Raw genomic sequence first — 15,346 nt, 5'->3', positions numbered from 1 at the left:
GTCGAGCCCGCCGGAGCTGGTGTCTGTACGGCTGACACGGGATTGCCCTTCTGTCGCGTTGCGTTCTTCCGCTCAGGACTCTTGCGCCGAGAAGGTGAAGACTGAGCGGCAGCTCCCAACCACACTGCGTTGGGCATGTTGATACCCGCCTAGACTACGCCTCCCGCCGTTTCCGACTGGCAAGGTTAACCTTCCTTGGCGGCCTTGTCTGCGTGAGGCCGAGGCATGGACCGGGCCGTTCAGGCGAGCGGCAGCGTGACGGGGCGCCGCGCCTCGTCCAACACGTCGGCATAGTGGCTGAGCAGCTCGTCGCAGACGCTCTCCCACGAGCGCGAGAGCACTCGGCGGCGGCCGGCCTCGCCCATCCTGGCACGCAGCTCGGGAGCGTCGACGAGCTTCTCGAGCATGACCCGCAGATCGAGGTCGCCTGCTCGGTCGGGGTCGAAGTGGAATCCGTCGACGCCGTGCTCGATGAGGTCGATGGGCCCGCCCGCGTAGGGGGCGACGACGGGCAGGCCACTGGCGTGGGCCTCCTGGATCGTCTGCCCGAAGGTCTCCTCCGTCCCCGTGTGCACGAAGACGTCGAAGCTCGCGTAGGCCATGGCCAGGTCTCGGCCGCCGAGTCGCCCGGCGAAATGAACCGGGACCCCCTTGAGGGCCTTCCGGATGCTCGGCTCCGACGGCCCATCGCCCACGACGACCAGCTGCACGTCGTCGAGCCCCCTGAGCGAGGCGAGGCGCTCGACCTGCTTCTCGGGCGCGAGCCTGCCCACGTAGCCGATGATGGTGCGCGAGTCGGCGCCCAGGCGCTTGCGGCTGCTGCGCACGCTCTGCTCGTGCTTGTTGCGCGGATGGTAGGTCTCGAGGTCGACGCCTCGGCCCCAGCGGGTGGCGTTCGTGATCTTGGCGCGCCGCAGGTCGCCGAGCGCCGCGCTCGACGGCGCCAGCGTCAGGTCTGCGTTGTTGTGCAGCCAGCGGATGAACCACCAGGCGAAGCCCTCCATGGCGCTCAGCTTGTTGCGCTTCGTGTACCCGGCGACGTCGGTCTGGAAGACGGCCACGCTCGGTATGCCGCGTCGTTTCGCGGCTGCGATCGCCTGCGATCCCAGAAAGAGTGGACTCGCGGCGTGTACGACGTCTGGCGCGAACTCGGCGAGGAGCCGATCGACCCTGGGGGAGGGGAGTCCGACGGGGAACTGGCGGTAGTCGAGAGCAGGCACCTCGACGACGCGGAACCCCCTGTAGTCCTTCGGCGAGCCGGCTGCCGGAGTGATGACGATGGCCTCGTGTCCGCGCAGTGCGAGGTGGTCGAGCACCTTGCAGACGCTGTTCGTCACGCCGTTGACGGTGGGGAGGAAGCTCTCGGTGACGACCGCGATGCGCATAGGGCGAACGTAGGTGCTGGGAGTGGCACGGAGGTGAACTCGCGGCGACGCCCGCACGACGACTTCTCCACAGCTTCGTCCCGCCGAAACCAGCGCGTGACAGTGTTCCCCTAGGGTGTTGCGCATGGCAGATGCGATCGATCGGTTCTATGGCGTGATTCCAGCGGGAGGCGTCGGCTCCCGACTGTGGCCCCTCTCGCGGGCCGAAGCCCCGAAATTCCTCCACGACGTCGTCGGGAACGGCTCGACCCTCCTGCGGGCGACCTGGGACCGCCTCGCGCCGCTGTGCGCGGAGGACCGGCTCCTCGTCGTGACGGGAGAGGCGCACGCCAAGGAGGTGCGCGCGCAGCTCCCAGAGCTCATCGAGGAGAACATCGTCCTCGAGAGCGAGGGTCGCGAGTCGACGGCGGCCATCGGCCTCGCCGCGGCCATCCTGCAGCGGCGTGTGCCCGACGCCATCATCGGCTCGTTCGCCGCTGACCACCTCATCGGTGCGACCGACCGCTTCGCAGCGGCGGTGCGCGAAGCCGTCGAGGCGGCCGACGCCGGAGCCATCGTCACGATCGGCATCCAGCCCATCGAGCCGTCCACCGCCTTCGGCTACATCCGAGCGGGCAAGCCGCTGAAGATCCCCGCCGCCCCGAGTGCGCGGAAGGTCGACGCGTTCGTCGAGAAGCCCAAGGAGGCGACAGCTCGCCGCTACCTCGCCTCCGGCGAGTACCTCTGGAACGCCGGCATGTTCTTCGCCCGCGTCGACCGCCTCATGGAGGCGCTGGCCGAGTCGAACCCGCCACTGGCCGCCGGCATCAACGAGATCGCGGATGCCTGGGGCACCGATCAGCAGGCGGAGGTCACCGCTCGCGTCTGGCCGAACCTCGAGAAGATCGCCATCGACTACACCGTCGCCGAGCCGGCGGCCGCCCGCGGCGAGCTGGCCGTCATCCCCGGCTACTTCCAGTGGGACGACGTGGGGGACTTCGCGGCCGTGAGCCGGCTCCGCAAGAGCACCAACGGGAACGGCGTGACCGTGCACGGCGATGAGAGCAACGTCGTGGTCGTCGACGGCTCCGGCCTCATCGTCAACCACACCGACCGCGTCGTCGCGATCGCCGGCATCAAGGACATCGTCGTGGTCGACACCCCGGATGCACTGCTCGTCACGACCGCGGCGAACGCGCAGAAGGTCAAGCAGCTCGTCGCCGAGATCAAGGCGTCGAAGCGGCCGGAAGTCCTCTAGCCCGCCTTCCACTCATCTGCGCGCGTGCGCGGTCACAACGATCCGTGCACGCGCGTAGCGGTCTGCGCCCGGCTCCCACTACTCTTCCGGCATGTCACGCTCTCGTATTCCAGGCGCCATCGGCGCGCTCGCCGTCGCATCGCTCGCTCTCACGGCTTGCCAGGCGCCTCCGGAGGCGCCGGGGTCGACGGGCGCAGCGGCTGCGGGCAGCGACTACCTGGCGTGCATGGTCGCGAACAGCGGCAACATCCAGGACCGCTCCTTCAACCAGGCCGTCTTCGAGTCGCTCGAGGCGGCCAAGGCGGAGTACGGCGTCGACATGCGCGAGACAGTCTCGCAGTCGCAGGCTGACTACGAGACGAACCTCGAGACCATGGTCGGCGAGGGCTGCGACTACATCGTCACGGTCGGCTGGGAGCTGGCCGACGCGACCCGCGCTTCCGCGGAGGCGAACCCGGACATCACGTACTCGATCGTCGACGAGGTCGTGGATGGTCCCAACGTCGCGTCCATCGTGCACGACACGGCCCAGGCGGCGTTCCTCGCCGGCTACCTGGCGGCGGGGGTCAGCAAGACCGGGGTCGTCGGGACGTTCGGCGGCGGCAACCAGCCGCCCGTGACGGTCTTCACGGACGGCTTCGCGGCGGGCGTCGAGCAGTACAACACGACGAAGGGCGCCTCGGTGCGGGTCGTCGGCTGGGACCCGGAGTCGCAGCAGGGATCCTTCACCGACGACTTCACGAACACGAACGCCGCGCAGACCACGGCGCAGGGGCTCATCTCGCAGGGGGCCGACATCATCATGCCCGTCGCGGCTCAGGCGGGCGAGGGTGCTGCTGCGGCGGCACTGGCCGCGGGCGATGTCGGCATCATCTGGGTCGACTCCGACGGGTACGAGCTTCTGGGCGAGGAGTACCGGCCGCTCCTGGTCACGACGGTAGAGAAGCGGATGGAGCCGGCCATCCTCGGCGTCATCGGCTCCGACATCGCGGGGACCTTCGAGGCGGGCAACAACGTCGGCACGCTCGAGAACGACGGCGTCGGGCTCTCGTCCTTCCACGACTGGGATGCGAAGATCCCCGCCGAGCTGAAGGCGGAGGTCGAGGCGCTCAAGGCCAAGATCATCTCCGGCGAGATCGTCGTCGAGTCGCCCTCATCGCCGACGGGAGCGAACTGACGGACCCCCGGAGCGGGCATCCGCACGTCCGCACCGACCGATCGGCCTGCGACGATGCGGTGCCGTGAGCGCCGCCGGGCGACGCGCCGAGAAACACACTCGTAACTGTGCAACGGTCGGGTTTCGATTCCGATTTCGGCCGAATTGTGACGCAGCGCTACGGCTATGCTCGGGCAATCACCAGCTTCGTCGTGTTCGCGTTCTGCGGCCCGACGGACATCCAACTCAGGAGGATCGAGAGTGGCTATCTCTTCGAAGCAGCGTTTCGCTGCACTTGGCACGGTGGGCGTCGCAGCCCTCGTGCTCGCCGGTTGTGCCCCCGCGCCAGAAGCAGGCGATGGGGCCGCTGAAGGCGCATCCGACTTCACCGCGTGCATGGTGTCTGACGAGGGCGGGTTCGACGACCGCTCCTTCAACCAGCTTGCGCACACGGGGCTCGAGAACGCGGAGTCCGAGCTCGGAGTCAACGTGCTCGAGGCGGAGTCGGCAACACCGGACGACTACGCGGCGAACCTGACGACCATGGTCGACCAGGGCTGCAAGATCATCGTTCCCGTCGGCTTCAAGCTGGCAGACGCGACGGCCGCAGCGGCCGAGGCGAACCCAGACGTCGACTTCGCGATCGTCGACGTCGAGGGCCTCGGCATCCCGAACGTGCTCGAGCTCAACTACGACACGGCGCAGGCCGCGTTCCTCGCGGGCTACGCCTCGGCTGCGTACTCCAAGACGGGCACCGTCGCCACCTACGGCGGCGCCGCCATCCCGACCGTCACGATCTTCATGGACGGCTTCGCCAACGGCGTCAAGCACTTCAACGAGGTCAAGGGCAAGGACGTCAAGGTCATCGGCTGGGACGTCGACTCGCAGCAGGGCTCGTTCGTGGACGACTTCACGAACGTCTCCCGCGCCAAGGAGATCTCCACCGGCTTCCTCAGCCAGGGTGCAGACGTCATCCTCCCCGTCGGCGGCCCCCTCTACCAGGGTGCAGCTGAGGCGATCCGCGAAGGCGGCCAGGACGCCGTCATCCTCGGCGTCGACTCCGACCTCGCGGTCGCAGACGAGCAGTACGCGGACATCATCCTCGTGTCGATCATGAAGGGCCTCGACGTCACGGTTCTCGACGCGATCTCCCAGAGCGTCGACGGCACCTTCGAGGGTGGCACGACCTACACGGGCGTCCTCGAGAACGAGGGCGTCGGCCTCTCCGGCTTCGGCGCCTTCGAGTCCGAGCTGCCCTCCGGCACGCTCGACGAGATCGACACCCTGAAGCAGGAAGTCATCGACGGCAAGTACCCGGAACTGTCGCCTTCCTCACCCAAGGTCTGATCCTCTGCTGTCCAGATTGACGTCTGGGCACAACATGATGCGGGGCCGTCGCGCAAACTCGCGGCGGCCCCGTAGCATGCCTACGCATGCATCTCGAGCTGGCGGCGGTCACCACCGCGACCGGCTCGCGTATCACCGGCCCACCAGGCCGTATTCCGCACTACTGCACAGCGAAGTGGACCGCTATGAAACTCGAGCTTCGAGGCATCACCAAGCGATTTGGTGCCTTCACGGCCAACGACAACATCAACCTCACGATCGAGGAGGGCGAGATCCATGCGCTCCTCGGCGAGAACGGTGCTGGCAAGTCGACCCTGATGAACGTGCTCTACGGCCTCTATCAGGCCGATGAGGGCGAGATCCTGCTGGACGACGACGTCCGGCACTTCTCCGGTCCTGGCGATGCCATGGCCGCCGGCATCGGAATGGTCCACCAGCACTTCATGCTCATCCCCGTCTTCACCGTGGCGGAGAACCTCATGCTCGGGCACGAGCCGGCCAGTGGGCTCGGCGTGCTCGACATCGACAGCGCGCGCCAGAAGGTGCGCGACCTGTCGGCGCAGTTCGGCTTCAACATCGACCCCGATGCGCTGGTCGAGCACCTGCCCGTCGGCGCGCAGCAGCGCGTCGAGATCATCAAGGCCCTCTCGCGCGACGCGAAGATCCTGGTCCTGGACGAGCCCACCGCCGTGCTCACACCCCAGGAGACCGACGAGCTCATCGTCATCATGGATCAGCTGCGCAAGGCCGGCACCTCCATCGTCTTCATCACGCACAAGCTGCGAGAGGTCCGCAAGGTGGCGGACCGCATCACGGTCATCCGGCGAGGCAAGGTCGTCGGCACGGCGCTCCCGAGCGAGTCCAACGAAGAGCTCGCGGCGAAGATGGTGGGCCGAGCGGTCGACCTCGACGTCGACAAGGAGGCCCCGAAGCTGGGCGAGACGACGTTCGTCGTCTCCGAGCTGACGGTCTTCGACGAAGTCGGCGCCAAGCAGGTCGACGAGCTGAGCTTCGAGGTGCGCGAGGGCGAGATCCTCGTGATCGCCGGCGTGCAGGGCAACGGCCAGACCGAGCTCACGGAGGCCATCCTCGGCCTCCACAAGAAGGCGCTCGGCTCGATCAGCCTCGACGGCAACGAGCTCATCGGGCAGTCGGTCAAGAAGACGCTGGATGCGGGACTCGGCTTCGTGCCGGAAGACCGCACCGAAGACGGCATCGTCGGCGACTTCACGATCGCGGAGAACCTCGTGCTCGACCGGGCGGACCGCCCGCCGTTCTCGAACGGCATCGCGCTCAACCTGCGGGAGATCACCGCCTTCGCGGAGAAGAACGTCAAGGACTTCGACGTCCGGGCACCGTCTATCGAGACGGCCGTGGGTCGTCTCTCCGGCGGAAACCAGCAGAAGGTCGTCCTCGCCCGCGAGCTCGGCCGCGACCTGCGGATGTTCATCGCCTCGCAGCCGACCCGAGGTCTCGACGTCGGATCGATCGAGTTCGTGCACGAGCAGATCGTGCGCGTCCGCGACTCGGGCATCCCGGTCATCATCGTGTCGACGGAGCTCGACGAAGTCGTCCAGCTGGCAGATCGGATCATGGTCATGTACCAGGGCAAGAGCATGGGAATCGTTGGACCGGAGACGTCACGAGACGTGCTCGGCCAGATGATGGCGGGGGTAGAGGTATGAGCCAGCTGCAGAACGTGACGGCGGAGACCCCGCCGCCACCCGGCACCCAGGTGCCGGCCGCCGCGAGCGAGCAGTCGCCGTGGCACGGCCTCTGGCGCGACATCCTCGGCGGAGGGCCGCTGCGCTCGATCCTCGCGATCGTGCTGGCGCTGCTCATCGGCTCCCTCCTCGTCGTCTTCACGAGCGACGACGTGCTCGAGACCACCGGCTACTTCTTCTCGCGGCCGATGGACCTCTTCACGGCGGCGGGCGGCGTCATCGGCGGTGCGTTCCGCGCGCTGTGGGAAGGCGCGATCTACTCGCCCCGCAACGGCTTCGTGCCGCTGACCAACACGCTCATGTGGGCGACCCCGCTCATCACGGCGGGCCTCGGCGTCGCGTTCGCGTTCCGTGCCGGCCTCTTCAACATCGGTGGTCAGGGTCAGATCCTCATCGCCGCGCTCTTCACGGGCTTCATCGGCGCGAGCCTGCAGCTGCCGTTCGTCGTGCACGTCCTCGTGGCGGCGTTCGCCGGCATCGTCGGCGGCTCGCTCTGGGCCGGCATCGCCGGCTGGCTGAAGGCGCAGACCGGCGCCCACGAGGTGATCGTCACGATCATGCTCAACTGGATCGCCTTCTGGGGCATCACCTACCTGCTGAAGACCCCGGTCTTCCAGGCCGAGGGCGCTGGCGGCAACGCCAAGGCCAAGCCCATCGTCGAGTCCGCGCAGCTGCCTGACCTCGTCGGTGCCGCCGACTGGGGCTTCATCCTCGCCATCGCCGCCGCATTCGTCTACTGGTGGATCATGGAGCGCACCACGGTCGGCTTCAAGGTGCGCGCGGTCGGTCTCAACCCGAGCGCCGCTCGAACGGCCGGCATCAACGTGGCCTTCATCACCTTCCTCACGATGGCCATCGCCGGCGCCTTCATCGGCCTCGCCGGTGCCACGCAGGTGCTCGGTCGCGCGACAGCGGGCTACGACCCTGGAGTGCACGCGGGTATCGGCTTCGATGCCATCACCGTCGCGCTGCTCGGCGCCGGTCACCCGGTCGGCATCATCCTCGCCGGCCTCCTCTTCGGAGCGCTCAAGGCGGGCTCCTTCCCCATGCAGGTCGTCGAGGGCATCCCCATCGACATCGTCGCCGTCATCCAGGGCCTCATCGTGCTCTTCATCGCAGCGCCGCCGCTCATCCGGGCGATCTTCCGCCTCCCGCGGCCGTCCGGCATCCGACTCCTCGACCGCATCCGCGCGTCGCGCGAGGGCCGGGAAGACAGCAGCGACAAGGGCAGCAACGGCAAGAAGAACGAGGTGAACGCATGACCGCAGTGACGCCGAGCACCGAGGAGCAGATCCCGGTAGGGGCAAGCACCAAGGCCGAGGTCCGCTCGACCCGCAGCTGGAAGGCGCCGATCGCGTATGCGTTCTTCAGCGCGCTCGTCCTCATCGTCTTCGGGCTGCTCGCACCTGCGGGCGCCTCGAGCACGATCGACCTGAACTCGGATGGCGTCCCCATCAAGTTCGCCCCCCTGGTCCTGCCGACCATGATGACGAACCTCATCATCGGCGTGATCCTCGCCGGAATCACCGTCGTCGCCTTCCTCCGCACAGCGGCGGGCGAGAAGCTGCCCATGTGGGTCATGGTCGTCTTCGGCATCCTCTGGGTGTGGGCGCTCATCGTCTTCATCGGCGCCAACGCCAACGTCCCGCTCACCTGGCTCCTCACCGGAACGCTCGCCATCTCGACCCCGCTGATCTTCGGATCCATGGCGGGACTCGTCTCGGAGCGCGTCGGCGTCGTGAACATCGCCATCGAGGGCCAGCTCCTCGCCGGCGCGTTCACCTCGGCGCTCATCGGCTCCATGACGGGCAACCCGTTCCTCGGCCTCCTCGGCGCGATCCTCGCGGGCATGCTCGTCTCGCTCATCCTCGCAGTCTTCTCGATCCGCTACCTCGTCGAGCAGGTGGTCGTCGGCGTGGTCATCAACATGCTGGTCATCGGCCTGACGAACTTCCTCTACTCGGGCGTCATGACCCGCGACAGCGGGTTCCTCAACACGATCGCGCAGAACGAGAAGTACCCGCGCTTCGCTATCCCGCTGCTGAGCGACATCCCCGTCATCGGGCCGCTGCTCTTCGACAACACCTTCATCGTGTACCTCATGTTCCTCACGGTGCCCGCGCTCACCTTCGCGCTCTTCAAGACCCGCTGGGGCCTGCGCCTCCGCGCCGTCGGCGAGCACCCGAAGGCTGCCGACACGGTCGGGATCAAGGTCAACAAGACCCGGTTCTGGAACGTCCTCCTCTCGGGCGCCATCGCCGGCGCGGGCGGGAGCTTCTTCACGCTCGGCAGCGTCGGCTCGTTCAGCCAGGAGATGACAAGCGGCCAGGGCTACATCGCCCTCGCCGCACTGATCTTCGGGCGCTGGCACCCCGTCTACGCCACCCTCGCGGCGCTGCTCTTCGGCTTCGCCTCGAACCTGAAGACCCTCGTGAGCCAGGTCGGCGCGAACATCCCACCCGAGTTCATGGCGATGATCCCCTACATCGTCACGATCCTCGCCGTGGCCGGATTCGTCGGCCAGTCGCGCGGACCCGCCGCGGCGGGCAAACCCTACGTGAAGGCATAGTGATGACAGCACCGGACACCGAAGCGCTCGCACCCGACTGGGAAGCCCTGCGTCAGGCCGCACGCGACATCATGGCGAAGGCCTACGCGCCGTACTCGAACTACTCGGTCGGCGCCGCCGCGCTCGTCGACGACGGACGCATCGTCGTCGGCTGCAACGTCGAGAACGCCAGCTACGGAGTCGGCCTGTGCGCCGAGTGCGGGCTCGTGTCCGCGCTCCAGGCGAGCGGCGGCGGCAAGCTCGTCGCGTTCTCCTGCTGCAACGGCGCCGGCGACATCATCATGCCGTGCGGCCGCTGCCGTCAGCTGCTGTACGAGTTCTCAGCACCAGGGATGCTCCTCGACACCGTCTCGGGCATCCGCACCATCGACCAGGTACTGCCGGATGCGTTCGGCCCCAGAGATCTCGAAGGGATCGCATGAGCTCCACCCCCGCCCTCTCCGCAATCGAGGCGTTCGACGCCGTCGACCTCATCAAGGCGAAGCGCGACGGGCGATCCCTGTCGACGCCGGAGATCGACTGGCTCATCTCGCGGTACGCGAACGGCTTCGTGGGCGACGAGCAGATGGCCGCGATGGCGATGGCGATCTTCCTCAACGGCATGGAGCGCACCGAGATCCGCGACATGACCCTCGCGATGATCGCATCCGGTGAGCGGATGAACTTCGACGGGCTCGGCAAGGTCACGGTCGACAAGCACTCCACCGGGGGCGTCGGCGACAAGATCACGCTTCCGCTCATGCCGCTCGTCGCCTCCTTCGGTGTCGCGGTGCCGCAGCTCTCCGGCCGCGGGCTCGGCCACACGGGAGGAACCCTCGACAAGCTCGAGGCCATCCCCGGCTGGCGGGCCGACCTCAGCAACGAGGAGATGTTCCGCCTCCTCCAGGAGATCGGCGGCGTCATCTGCGCCGCTGGAGCCGGCCTGGCGCCAGCCGACAAGAAGCTGTACGCGCTCCGCGACATCACCGGCACGGTCGAGTGCATCCCGCTCATCGCGTCGAGCATCATGTCGAAGAAGATCGCGGAGGGCACCGACTCGCTTGTGCTCGACGTGAAGTTCGGCTCCGGATCCTTCATGGGCGACATCGAGCGCTCCCGTGCGCTCGCCGAGACCATGGTGGCGCTCGGCGAAGACGCCGGCGTGCGCACGTCGGCGCTGCTCACGAACATGAACGTCCCGCTCGGGCTCGCGATCGGCAACGCCAACGAGGTTCGCGAGTCGGTCGAGGTGCTCGCGGGTGGGGGGCCCTCCGACGTCGTCGAGCTCACGGTCGAGCTCGCCCGCGAGATGCTCCGTCTGGCGGGCCAGCCGGACGCCGACGTCGAGGGTGCGCTGAAGAACGGCGCGGCGATGGACGTGTGGCGGCGCTGGGTCGCGGCGCAGGACGGAGACCCGGACGGCGCGCTGCCTGTGGCGAACGAGACGCACGAGGTGCGGGCAGACCGCGACGGCGTGCTCACCCGCCAGGAGGCGCTGCCCTTCGGCATCGCCGCGTGGCGCCTCGGAGCTGGGCGCGCGCGCGCGCAGGATCCGGTCATCCACGCAGCCGGGATCGACCTGGCTGCGAAGCCGGGCGACACCGTCAAGAAGGGCGACGTGCTCTTCACGCTCTCTGCCGAAGACGCCGCTCGATTCCCGCGTGCGCTCGAGGCGCTCGAGGGCGCGTACGAGGTCGGGGACACCGGGTCGGAGGTCCTCACCGGCGGTCCGCTCATCGCAGGACGCATCGGGGCCGAATAGTGCAGGCAGGCGGTGTCGAGAAGGGAAACCTTCTCCACACCGCCGCGCCGCCTCGCGCGCCGGTTGTCTCCGCCCGATAGAATCAGGGCTCTGGACGGCCGCACTTGTTGGTTCGCGGCCACATTCGAAGGGGAACACCGTGTCTGTGCAGAGCTCCGCGCCATACGACGAGGGCGATTTCACGCTACGAGACGGCACCAGCATCCGAGCGCTGCCGAAGGTGTCGCTGCATGACCACCTCGACGGTGGGCTGCGGGCGCAGACCATCATCGAGCTCGCCGACGAGATCGGTCTGGAGCTTCCCGCGACGAGCGCGCCCGAACTGTCGAACTGGTTCTCCGACCAGTCCGACTCCGGCTCGCTCGTCGAGTACCTCAAGACCTTCGACGTCACCACGGCCGTCATGCAGACCACACACGGTCTGCGGCGCGTCGCTCGCGACTTCGTCAACGACCTCGGTGCCGACGGGGTCGTCTACGGCGAAGTCCGCTGGGCGCCAGAGCAGCACCTCAAGCGTGGCCTGAGCCTCGACGACGCCGTGAACGCGGTCCAGGCCGGCATCAACGAGGGCATCGACGACGTCCGATCCCACGGCAAGCGCATCCGCGTCGGCCAGCTCGTGAGCGCCATGCGCCACGCTGGCAACGGACTCGAGATCGCGAAGCTCGCCGTGCGCCACCGCGAGGCTGGCGTCGTCGGCTTCGACATCGCCGGCCCGGAAGACGGGTTCCCGCCCACGAACCTCCAGGAAGCCTTCGACTACCTCATGTCGGAACGGTTCCCCGCCACGGTCCACGCCGGGGAAGCCGCAGGCCTCGACTCCATCGAGAGCGCCCTCTTCGACGCCCACGCGCTGCGCCTCGGCCACGGCGTGCGCATCGCAGAAGACATCGACCTCGAGGGCGAAGACGACGACGGCACCTACGTGTCGCTCGGCCGGCTGGCCCAGTGGGTGCGCGACCGCCGCATCCCGCTCGAGCTCAGCCCATCCTCGAACCTGCAGACCGGCGCCATCGCCGCCTGGGGAGAGAGCATCGAAGACCATCCCTTCGATCTGCTCTACCAGCTCGGCTTCACGGTGACCGTCAACACCGACAACCGCCTCATGAGCGCGACCAGCATTTCCCGAGAGCTGACGCTGCTCGCCGACGCCTTCGACTACGACCTCGCCGACCTGGAGACGTTCCAGCTGAACGCCGCCGAGGGCGCGTTCCTGCCGATCGAAGACCGGGAAGAGCTGGCTGAGATCGTGAGCGAAGGGTTCGACGAGGCAGGAGCATGAACGCGCAGGCCACACCTGAGCTTCAGTTCGACGCAAGCAGCGTGCGCCTCGCCGAGCAGGCGCTCGACTGGCGGCAGGCCGTCGGTCAGATGGGCGAGCTGCTCGCAGAGCGCGGCTACGCGAAGCGCGGCTACACCAGCAACATGGTCCGCGTCATCGAACGTTTCGGGCCGTATGTCGTCGTCGGTCCGGGCGTCGCGCTCGTGCACGCGCGTCCCGGTGAGGAGACCATCGAGAACGGCCTGGCCGTCATCACCTACCCGGAAGGCGTCGGCTTCGGCCATGCTCGCTACGACCCCGTGCGCATCGTCGTCGGCATGACGGCGACCAGCGCGTCGGAGCACCTCAAGCTCATCGCCGCGCTGGCGAAGACGTTCGACAACGATGCTGTCCTCGGCGAGCTCGTCGCCGCAGCCACGCCCGAGAAGTTCGTCGAGCTCCTCAAGCCGAGGCTCGTCGCAGCGGGGCTGCTCATCGCCTGACCGGGCTTCTCGTCTCATCGGCACGACACGGCGCAGGAGCGCGCCGCCGCTCGGTGCGCAGAAAGTGCCGCAGGGCGGGGGAACACCCCCACCGTCGTGTCCGATTTCCGCGAGCTCTGGCGGGGTCAACCTGCCAGACTCTTCGCATGGCAAGCATCACCCTCACCGGCGACGAGCGGTACCGCGCGATCCTCGCCAAGGATCGACGCTTCGACGGGCAGTTCATCACCGCCGTCGGGTCGACCGGCATCTACTGCAGACCGAGCTGCCCCGCCCGCACACCCAAGCGGGAGAACGTCACGTTCTACCCGACGAGCGCCGCCGCCCACGAGGCCGGGTACCGGGCCTGCAAGCGCTGCCTGCCGGATGCGGCACCCGGTGACCCAGCCTGGAACCTCCGCGGCGACGTCGCCGGCAGGGCCATGCGGCTTATCGCCGACGGGGTCGTGGAGCGTGAAGGGGTCCCTGGCCTCGCTGCCCGACTCGGCTACTCGTCCAGGCACCTCGCGAGGGTGCTCACCGCCGAACTGGGCGCGGGCCCGCTTGCGCTTGCACGTGCGCAGCGGGCACGCACGGCCGCGACGCTGCTCGGCGCGACGGACCTGCCCTTCGCCGAGGTGGCCTTCGCGGCCGGCTTCGCGAGTGTCAGAGCGTTCAACGAGACCGTGCAGGAGGTCTTCCAGCTGACGCCGACCCTCGTCCGCGAGCGATCACGCGGACGAGCCGCGGCGGCCGCGCCGCGAGTTGCGGACGGCGGCCTCGGGAGCTTCGGCACTGGCCTGGCGCTCAGCACCGGAGCCGCCCCGCTGACGCTGTCGCTCGCGTACCGGGAGCCGTACGACGCCGCGGGCGTCTTCACCTGGCTTCGGGAGCGCGCCATCGACGGGGTCGAGGTCGCGACCGACGATCGGTACGAGCGCAGTCTCCTCCTCCCGGGAGGCCCCGCATGGTTCGGCGTGGACGCTGGCGGCCCGCAGCCCGCGTCGCTGCGACTCCGCGCGCGCCTCACCGACCTCAGCGACCTGCAGGCCCTCGTCACGCGTGTGCGCCGGCTGTTCGACCTGGATGCGGACCCGGCGGCCGTCGACGGAGCGCTCTCCGTGCATCCGGCGATCGCGGAGCGCGTGCGCCTTCGCCCGGGTCGCCGCCTGCCCGGCGCCGTGGACCCCGACGAGATGCTGTTTCGCGCGATCATCGGTCAGCAGATCACCGTCTCGGCGGCACGGACGGCTCTTGGTCGCCTCGCCGCGCGGGCGGGGGCCTCGCTCGAGCAGAACGGCGACAACGAGGAACACGCGGCCGAGCTCGGCGTGAACCGCCTCTTCCCGAGCGCAGCCGCCATCGCGGAGCTCGGCGAGGAGTCCTTCGCCGGCCCCAGGGCACGGTCGGCGACCATCACACGCGTCGCCGAGGCGATCGCGGACGGCCGACTGCGGCTCTCGCCGGGTGACGACATCGCCGAGCAGCACGAGGCGCTGACGGCGTTCAAGGGCATCGGCGACTGGACGGCCGGCTACGTGAGCATGCGGGTGCTTGGCAACCCAGACGTGCTGCTCACGGGAGACGTCGCCCTGCGAAGCGGAGCCAGAGCGCTCGGCCTTCCACCTGAGCCCAGAGCCCTCACGGACGTCGCGGAGCAGTTCAGGCCGTGGCGAAGCTACCTGTCCCTCCACCTCTGGGGAGCTGTCCCACCCAGGGCGCGACCCGGCACCAAGATCCGCGCCACCGCGCAGACACCGCCCACCACCACGGAGACACCAGCATGAGCACGCAGACCAGCAGTGAAGCTCGGGCCGTCATCGAGACGCTCGACACCCCGGACGGGCCGTTCACGATCATCGCCCGCGACCGTGACGGGGCGGTGCTCTCCTCCGGCTGGAGCGACGACGAGCAGCGTGTCCTGGAGCGCATCACGGCGCAGGCCAGGCCGAACGCCGTCGCGCGGGGTCGCACTGCCGCCTCCGATGCCGTGCGTGCGTACTACGACGGTGATCTCCGCGCCATCGACGATGTGCTCGTCGCCCAGTTCGGCGCGACGTTCCGGATGCAGGGGTGGCTCGGTCTGCGGGCCATCGAGGCAGGGCATCCGCTCACCTACACGGAGTTCGCGACGGCTCTCGGCCGGCCGACGGCCGTGCGCGCGGCAGCGAGCATCTGCGCCAGCAACGCGCCTGCGCTCTTCGTGCCCTGCCACCGGGTACTGCGCTCGGACGGCACGCTCGGCGGATTCGCGTGGGGTATCGACGTCAAGCGCTCCCTCCTGCAGCGCGAGCTCGCCCACGCCGGCTGACGCGCCGGGCGACCTCGTCTGCCGTCTCGCGATGGGTTTGGCGCTTGCGGATGGCTTGCAAGCCATCGCGAGGCGTGCATGCCATCCCGAAACCTTGGTGCATCGCGAAGCGGGCGTGGATCGCGTGGCCGGG

General features: G+C 68.5%; 13 protein-coding genes. 12 read left to right on the top strand and 1 reads right to left on the bottom strand.

Going from position 1 to position 15,346, the window contains the following annotated elements; genetic code table 11:
• Positions 1-239 precede the first annotated feature (239 nt).
• The gene (locus C5E07_RS12560) at positions 240-1,385 is read right to left on the bottom strand and encodes a glycosyltransferase family 1 protein (RefSeq protein WP_104299680.1); all 1,146 of its coding nucleotides are present in this window, start codon (positions 1,383-1,385) and stop codon (positions 240-242) included.
• Positions 1,386-1,509: 124 nt separating this feature from the next.
• Between C5E07_RS12560 and C5E07_RS12555 the strand changes: the two genes are divergently transcribed.
• The 12 genes from C5E07_RS12555 to C5E07_RS12500 all read left to right on the top strand — a co-directional run bounded on the left by C5E07_RS12555 (position 1,510) and on the right by C5E07_RS12500 (position 15,213).
• A complete protein-coding gene (locus C5E07_RS12555) occupies positions 1,510-2,622 on the top strand; it encodes a mannose-1-phosphate guanylyltransferase (protein WP_104243055.1) in 1,113 nt (370 codons plus the stop codon).
• Positions 2,623-2,713: 91 nt separating this feature from the next.
• The gene (locus tag C5E07_RS12550; RefSeq protein WP_104299679.1) at positions 2,714-3,799 is read left to right on the top strand and encodes a BMP family protein; all 1,086 of its coding nucleotides are present in this window, start codon (positions 2,714-2,716) and stop codon (positions 3,797-3,799) included.
• 240 nt (positions 3,800-4,039) lie between these two features.
• On the top strand, positions 4,040-5,125 hold the full coding sequence (locus C5E07_RS12545; protein WP_258063371.1) for a BMP family protein: 1,086 nt from the start codon (positions 4,040-4,042) through the stop codon (positions 5,123-5,125).
• 185 nt (positions 5,126-5,310) lie between these two features.
• Positions 5,311-6,810 carry an ABC transporter ATP-binding protein gene (locus tag C5E07_RS12540; protein ID WP_104243049.1) on the top strand — a complete coding sequence of 500 codons (1,500 nt, stop codon included), beginning with the start codon at positions 5,311-5,313 and terminating at the stop codon, positions 6,808-6,810.
• The gene (locus tag C5E07_RS12535) at positions 6,807-8,111 is read left to right on the top strand and encodes an ABC transporter permease (RefSeq protein WP_104243047.1); all 1,305 of its coding nucleotides are present in this window, start codon (positions 6,807-6,809) and stop codon (positions 8,109-8,111) included. Before C5E07_RS12540 ends, C5E07_RS12535 begins: the two co-directional genes overlap by 4 nt.
• Positions 8,108-9,418, top strand: coding sequence for an ABC transporter permease (locus C5E07_RS12530; RefSeq protein WP_104243044.1), 1,311 nt, complete (start codon positions 8,108-8,110; stop codon positions 9,416-9,418). The genes C5E07_RS12535 and C5E07_RS12530 overlap by 4 nt, the downstream gene beginning before the upstream one ends.
• 2 nt (positions 9,419-9,420) lie before the next feature.
• Positions 9,421-9,840 carry a cytidine deaminase gene (locus tag C5E07_RS12525; protein ID WP_104243042.1) on the top strand — a complete coding sequence of 140 codons (420 nt, stop codon included), beginning with the start codon at positions 9,421-9,423 and terminating at the stop codon, positions 9,838-9,840.
• A complete protein-coding gene (locus C5E07_RS12520; RefSeq protein WP_104299678.1) occupies positions 9,837-11,159 on the top strand; it encodes a thymidine phosphorylase in 1,323 nt (440 codons plus the stop codon). The genes C5E07_RS12525 and C5E07_RS12520 overlap by 4 nt, the downstream gene beginning before the upstream one ends.
• 139 nt (positions 11,160-11,298) lie before the next feature.
• Positions 11,299-12,441, top strand: a complete 1,143-nt coding sequence (locus C5E07_RS12515) for an adenosine deaminase (RefSeq protein WP_258063931.1) — start codon at positions 11,299-11,301, stop codon at positions 12,439-12,441.
• Entirely contained in the window at positions 12,438-12,923 is a 486-nt protein-coding gene (locus C5E07_RS12510; RefSeq protein ID WP_104243038.1) for a PTS sugar transporter subunit IIA, read from the top strand. Before C5E07_RS12515 ends, C5E07_RS12510 begins: the two co-directional genes overlap by 4 nt.
• Before the next feature lie 146 nt (positions 12,924-13,069).
• Positions 13,070-14,689 carry a DNA-3-methyladenine glycosylase 2 family protein gene (locus C5E07_RS12505; protein WP_104299676.1) on the top strand — a complete coding sequence of 540 codons (1,620 nt, stop codon included), beginning with the start codon at positions 13,070-13,072 and terminating at the stop codon, positions 14,687-14,689.
• Positions 14,686-15,213 (top strand): methylated-DNA--[protein]-cysteine S-methyltransferase, encoded by a 528-nt coding sequence (locus C5E07_RS12500; RefSeq protein WP_104299675.1) that lies wholly within the window; start codon positions 14,686-14,688, stop codon positions 15,211-15,213. The genes C5E07_RS12505 and C5E07_RS12500 overlap by 4 nt, the downstream gene beginning before the upstream one ends.
• Positions 15,214-15,346: the final 133 nt, after the last annotated feature.

It is taken from the genome of Pseudoclavibacter sp. RFBJ3 (assembly GCF_002931375.1).
In the GTDB taxonomy this organism is placed as follows: Bacteria; Actinomycetota; Actinomycetes; order Actinomycetales; family Microbacteriaceae; genus Pseudoclavibacter.
Note: the sequence above shows the minus strand (reverse complement) of the source record. Positions and strands in the feature narration are given on the sequence as shown.

What these genes read in the sequence shown, in the direction of transcription:
- C5E07_RS12560 (WP_104299680.1), bottom strand. Translation starts at nt 1,385, where the DNA reads ATGCGCATCGCGGTCGTCACCGAGAGCTTCCTCCCCACCGTCAACGGC.
- C5E07_RS12555 (WP_104243055.1), top strand. Translation starts at nt 1,510, where the DNA reads ATGGCAGATGCGATCGATCGGTTCTATGGCGTGATTCCAGCGGGAGGC.
- C5E07_RS12550 (WP_104299679.1), top strand. Translation starts at nt 2,714, where the DNA reads ATGTCACGCTCTCGTATTCCAGGCGCCATCGGCGCGCTCGCCGTCGCA.
- C5E07_RS12540 (WP_104243049.1), top strand. Translation starts at nt 5,311, where the DNA reads ATGAAACTCGAGCTTCGAGGCATCACCAAGCGATTTGGTGCCTTCACG.
- C5E07_RS12535 (WP_104243047.1), top strand. Translation starts at nt 6,807, where the DNA reads ATGAGCCAGCTGCAGAACGTGACGGCGGAGACCCCGCCGCCACCCGGC.
- C5E07_RS12530 (WP_104243044.1), top strand. Translation starts at nt 8,108, where the DNA reads ATGACCGCAGTGACGCCGAGCACCGAGGAGCAGATCCCGGTAGGGGCA.
- C5E07_RS12525 (WP_104243042.1), top strand. Translation starts at nt 9,421, where the DNA reads ATGACAGCACCGGACACCGAAGCGCTCGCACCCGACTGGGAAGCCCTG.
- C5E07_RS12520 (WP_104299678.1), top strand. Translation starts at nt 9,837, where the DNA reads ATGAGCTCCACCCCCGCCCTCTCCGCAATCGAGGCGTTCGACGCCGTC.
- C5E07_RS12510 (WP_104243038.1), top strand. Translation starts at nt 12,438, where the DNA reads ATGAACGCGCAGGCCACACCTGAGCTTCAGTTCGACGCAAGCAGCGTG.
- C5E07_RS12505 (WP_104299676.1), top strand. Translation starts at nt 13,070, where the DNA reads ATGGCAAGCATCACCCTCACCGGCGACGAGCGGTACCGCGCGATCCTC.
- C5E07_RS12500 (WP_104299675.1), top strand. Translation starts at nt 14,686, where the DNA reads ATGAGCACGCAGACCAGCAGTGAAGCTCGGGCCGTCATCGAGACGCTC.